This window comes from Nocardia sp. JMUB6875, from assembly GCF_041154655.1.
GTDB lineage: Bacteria > Actinomycetota > Actinomycetes > Mycobacteriales > Mycobacteriaceae > Nocardia.
This window is the reverse complement of record NZ_BAAFGR010000314.1, coordinates 1-4,413: the sequence shown is the minus strand read 5'-3', so window position 1 is coordinate 4,413 and position 4,413 is coordinate 1. Positions and strand designations below refer to the sequence as shown.

Here is a 4,413-nt window from a genome sequence, read left to right as displayed (position 1 = left end):
ACCAGACCCCACCCAGCATCAGGCCCCCCTCTCCGCCGCCGAGGCCACCCGCCTGCTGGACTCCATCCGCCAGGCCGAAGAGGAACTCGCCGAGACCGGCGAGCACATCATCGTCTCTCCGGCCGCCGCGGAAACCGCCACCGCCGCAACGGAATCCGACAATTCCGACGCGGCTGAGGCGGCTCCCGCAGTAGCCGCCGACGACGAGGCCGTTGCGACCGACGAATACGCCACGGAGGTCGCCATCGACGCCGTGACCGAGGTCGCCGCCGATGCTCCCGCGACTACCGCCGTCGACGAACCCGCGGAAGCGGTCTTCGAGGCCGCGATCGCCGCCGCCGAGGAATTCGCCGCCGCCGATACCGATTCCGGTGAGCCCGAGGCCGCCGCGCCGTTCTCGTCCGAGATCGTGGTCGAGGTCGATCCGGAGGCCGATGATTCGGCCGACGAGGCCGCCGAATCCTCCATCGCCGCAAGCGGATTGATCCTGCCCGGCGATGTGGCCTCCGATGTCGAGACCATCGTGCACGTCATGCGGCACGGCGAGGTGCACAACCCGAAGGGGATCCTGTACGGCCGCCTGTCCGGGTTCCAGCTGTCGGTGACGGGTCGCGCGCAGGCGCAGACCGTCGCCCGCTCGCTGGCCGATCACGACATCGCGCTGGTCGTCGCCTCGCCGTTGCAGCGGGCGCAGGAGACCGCGGAGCCGATCGCCATCGGGCACGGGCTCACCATTCGGACCGATGAGAATCTGATCGAGGCCGGTAATACGTTCGAGGGCCTGAAGGTCACCGCGAGCGCGCTGCGCAAGCCGCGGCACTGGTGGAAGCTGCGCGATCCCTTCACCCCGTCGTGGGGTGAGCCGTATCTGCAGATCGCGCACCGCATGCTGGCCGCGGTGAACAAGGCGCGGGTGGAGGCCGCCGGTCGCGAGGCCGTGCTGGTGTCGCATCAGCTGCCGGTGTGGACGCTGCGCCGCTTCCTGCAGGGCCAGCGCCTCTGGCACGATCCGCGGCAGCGGCAGTGCTCGCTGGCGTCGCTGACTTCGCTTGTCTACCAGGGCGATACGTTGATCGACATCGTGTACTCGGAGCCCGCCGGGGCCTCCGATCCCTCGGTGACCGGAGCATGAGACCCGCCATCGTGTCCCTGCCCGCCGCGCGCCCCTTCCGGCGCGCGGCCGCACTGCTCGCGGCCTTGTGCGCGGCGGCCGTGCTGGCCGGGTGTTCGACGGCGGGCAAGGACGCGGTGGCCCAGGGCGGCACCTTCGATTTCGTGTCCCCGGGCGGCAAGACCGAGATCTTCTACGATCCGCCGTCCGCGCGCGGCACCATCGGCAAGCTGTCCGGCCCGGATCTGATGCACGACGGCAAGACCGCCTCGGTCGATGATTTCCCGGGCAAGGTCGTGGTGCTCAATATCTGGGGCCAGTGGTGCGGGCCGTGCCGCGCGGAAGCGCCCGCGCTGGAACAGGTTTACGACGCGAGCAAGGACAAGGGCGTCGCCTTCCTGGGCATCAATGTCCGCGACAACCAGAAGGACAAGGCCCAGGATTTCGTGACCGACAACAAGGTCGGTTACCCCTCGATCTACGACCCGTCCATGCGCAGCCTGCTGGCGCTCGGCGGCAAGTTCCCGACCAGCGTCATCCCCACCACCATCGTGCTGGACAAGCAGCATCGGGTGGCGGCGGTGTTCCTGCGCTCGCTGCTCGCCGAGGATCTGCAGCCGGTCGTGGACCGGCTCGCGGGGGAGCAGTCGTGAACCGGGTGACCGTGCTTGCCAGCGTGGGGGATTCGTTCCAGCAGACCGCCGCGACCGGACCGCTGCTGCTGGCGCTGGGCGCGTGCCTGCTGGCGGGACTGGTGTCGTTCGCCTCGCCGTGCGTGGTGCCGCTGGTCCCCGGATACCTGTCCTATCTGGCGGGCGTCGTCGGTGCGGAGGCGCCGCCGGTGACGGTCGAGTCGGCGAAGAACGCCAAAACCGCTACGGCGAGCCGCAATTCGGCGCGCCTGCGGGTGGCCGGTGCGGCGGGCCTGTTCGTGGCCGGTTTCACCGTGGTGTTCGTGCTCGCCTCGGCGACCGTGTTCGGCGCGATCCAGGCGCTGAACGTGAATCGCGATCTGCTGCAACGCATCGGCGGCGTGGTCACCATCGTGATGGGCCTGGCCTTCATCGGCCTCATCCCCGCCCTGCAGCGCGACACCCGCATGGAACCGCGCCGCCTGAGCGGCCTGATCGGCGCGCCCCTGTTGGGCGCGGTGTTCGCGCTCGGCTGGACGCCGTGCCTGGGCCCGACGCTCTCGGGCGTGATGGCGGTGTCGGCGGGCACCGAGGGCACCACGGCCGCGCGCGGCGTCGCCCTCATCGTGGCCTACTGCCTGGGTCTGGGCCTGCCCTTCGTGATCCTGGCGTTCGGTTCGGCGACCGCGTTGCGCGGTGTCGGCTGGCTGCGCCGCAATTCCCGCACCATTCAGGTGATCGGTGGCCTGCTGTTGGTGGCCGTCGGCATCGCCCTGGTGACCGGAGCGTGGGACCAGTTCGTCTCCTGGGTCCGCGACGCCTTCGTCTCGAATGTGACCCTGCCGATCTGACATGACTGCCACCATCGAAACCCCCAGTGCCCCGGTCCAACCGCCGCGTCAGTCGCCGCTGGGCCGCGTGATCGCCCTGCTGCGCAATGCCTGGCGCGGGCTCACCAGCATGCGCACCGCGCTCATGCTGCTGTTCCTGCTGGCCCTGGCCGCCATTCCGGGCGCGCTGCTGCCGCAGCGCAGCCTGAACGCCGGCAAGGTCGACGACTACATCCGCAACCGGCCGACGCTGGGCCCGTGGATGAATCGGCTGCAGCTGTTCGACGTGTTCTCCAGCGCCTGGTTCACGGCCGTCTATGTGCTGCTGTTCGTTTCGCTGGTGGGCTGCATCCTGCCGCGCTGCCTGGACCACTACCGCGCGCTGCGCACGCCGCCGGTCAAGGCGCCGCGCAATCTGTCCCGGCTGCCGCACCACTGGTCGGGCGCCGATGACGCGACGCCGGAGCAGGTGATCGAGCGGGCCCGCACCCAGATGCGCGGCTGGCGCACGGTCATGCAGCCGGGCAATCGCGAAGGGGAGCTGACCCTTTCGGCGGAGAAGGGCTATACCCGCGAGCTCGGCAACCTGGTCTTCCACCTGGCGCTGGTCGGTCTGCTGCTGGCGGTGGCGTTGGGCAAGCTGTTCGGCTACGAGGGCAATGTGGTCGTGATCGCCAATGACGGCCCGGGTTTCTGCACCACCTCGCCCGCCGTCTTCGACTCCTTCCGCGCGGGCAATGTGATCGACGGCACCGGCCTGACGCCGATGTGCGTGCGGGTCAAGGACTTCAAGGCCGACTACCTGAAGAACGGTCAGGCGTCGATGTTCACCTCGAACATCCAGTACCAGACCGGCAAGGATCTGGAGTCGGGCGCCTGGCGTGACACCACCATCAGCGTCAACCACCCGCTGCGCGTCGCGGGTGACCGGGTTTACCTGCAGGGCCACGGTTTCGCGCCCAAATTCACGGTGACCTTCCCGAACGGCCAGACCCGCACCGAGGCCATCCAGTGGAAGCCGGACGACGCCACCACCTTCCTGTCCTCGGGTGTGCTGCGCATCGATCCGCCGGGCGGCATGTATCCGAACGAGGAGGAGCGCCGCAAGCATCAGGTGGCGATCCAGGGTTTGTTCGCGCCGACCGCTTTGATGCACGGCCAGCTGCTCACCTCCATGTACCCGGCCATGAACGATCCGGCCGTGGCGATCGACATCTACCAGGGCGATACCGGTCTGGACACCGGTCGCGCGCAGTCGCTGTTCTCGCTGGACCCGGAAATGATCAAGCAGGGCCGCCTGGTCAAGGAACAGCGGGTGAACCTGAAGCCGGGGGAGACCTCGACCCTGTCCGACGGCACCAAGGTGACCTTCGACGGCGCGGAAGAGTTCGTGAACCTGCAGGTTTCGCACGATCCGGCGCAGCAGTGGGTGCTGGTGTCGGCGCTGACCATGATGGCGGGCCTGCTGGTGTCGCTGCTGGTGAAGCGCCGCCGCATCTGGCTGCGCGTCTACCCCGGCGCCGAAACCGACGGGGTACGACATACTGTAGTAGAAATGGGCGGACTGGCCCGCACCGACCAGGCCGGGTGGGGCGGCGAATTCGACCGCCTGCGTGAGCGGCTGCTGACGGGAGAGAAGTAATGCCGATCGACGAAACCTTCGCCTCCTACAGCGATCTCGCGTTCAAATCGGCCATCGTGATCTACGCGCTGGTCTGGATCATGCTGGTCTGGCAGTTCGCCCTGACCCGCACGGTCCCGACCACCACGCGCCAATTGGTCACCGCCGGAGGCGGTTCCGCGACCGTCGACGAACCCCCCGCCGACGCCCCCGGCAAGG

General features: G+C 68.8%; 4 protein-coding genes and 1 pseudogene. All 5 read left to right on the top strand.

Going from position 1 to position 4,413, the window contains the following annotated elements; all coding sequences use genetic code 11:
• Window positions 1-532 precede the first annotated feature (532 nt).
• Window positions 533-1,132 (top strand): histidine phosphatase family protein, encoded by a 600-nt coding sequence (locus ACAM49_RS38935; protein WP_051179537.1) that lies wholly within the window; start codon window positions 533-535, stop codon window positions 1,130-1,132.
• Complete coding sequence (locus ACAM49_RS38930) at window positions 1,129-1,764, top strand: TlpA disulfide reductase family protein (protein WP_369640526.1); 636 nt, start codon at window positions 1,129-1,131, stop codon at window positions 1,762-1,764. The genes ACAM49_RS38935 and ACAM49_RS38930 overlap by 4 nt, the downstream gene beginning before the upstream one ends.
• 5 nt (window positions 1,765-1,769) lie before the next feature.
• Window positions 1,770-2,594, top strand: a complete 825-nt coding sequence (locus ACAM49_RS38925) for a cytochrome c biogenesis CcdA family protein (protein WP_369640527.1) — start codon at window positions 1,770-1,772, stop codon at window positions 2,592-2,594.
• A gap of 1 nt (window position 2,595) precedes the next feature.
• Window positions 2,596-4,215, top strand: coding sequence for a cytochrome c biogenesis protein ResB (locus ACAM49_RS38920; RefSeq protein ID WP_369640525.1), 1,620 nt, complete (start codon window positions 2,596-2,598; stop codon window positions 4,213-4,215).
• Window positions 4,215-4,413: pseudogene (locus ACAM49_RS38915) on the top strand (c-type cytochrome biogenesis protein CcsB); the annotation flags it as partial. The gene ACAM49_RS38920 and the pseudogene ACAM49_RS38915, both read left to right, overlap by 1 nt.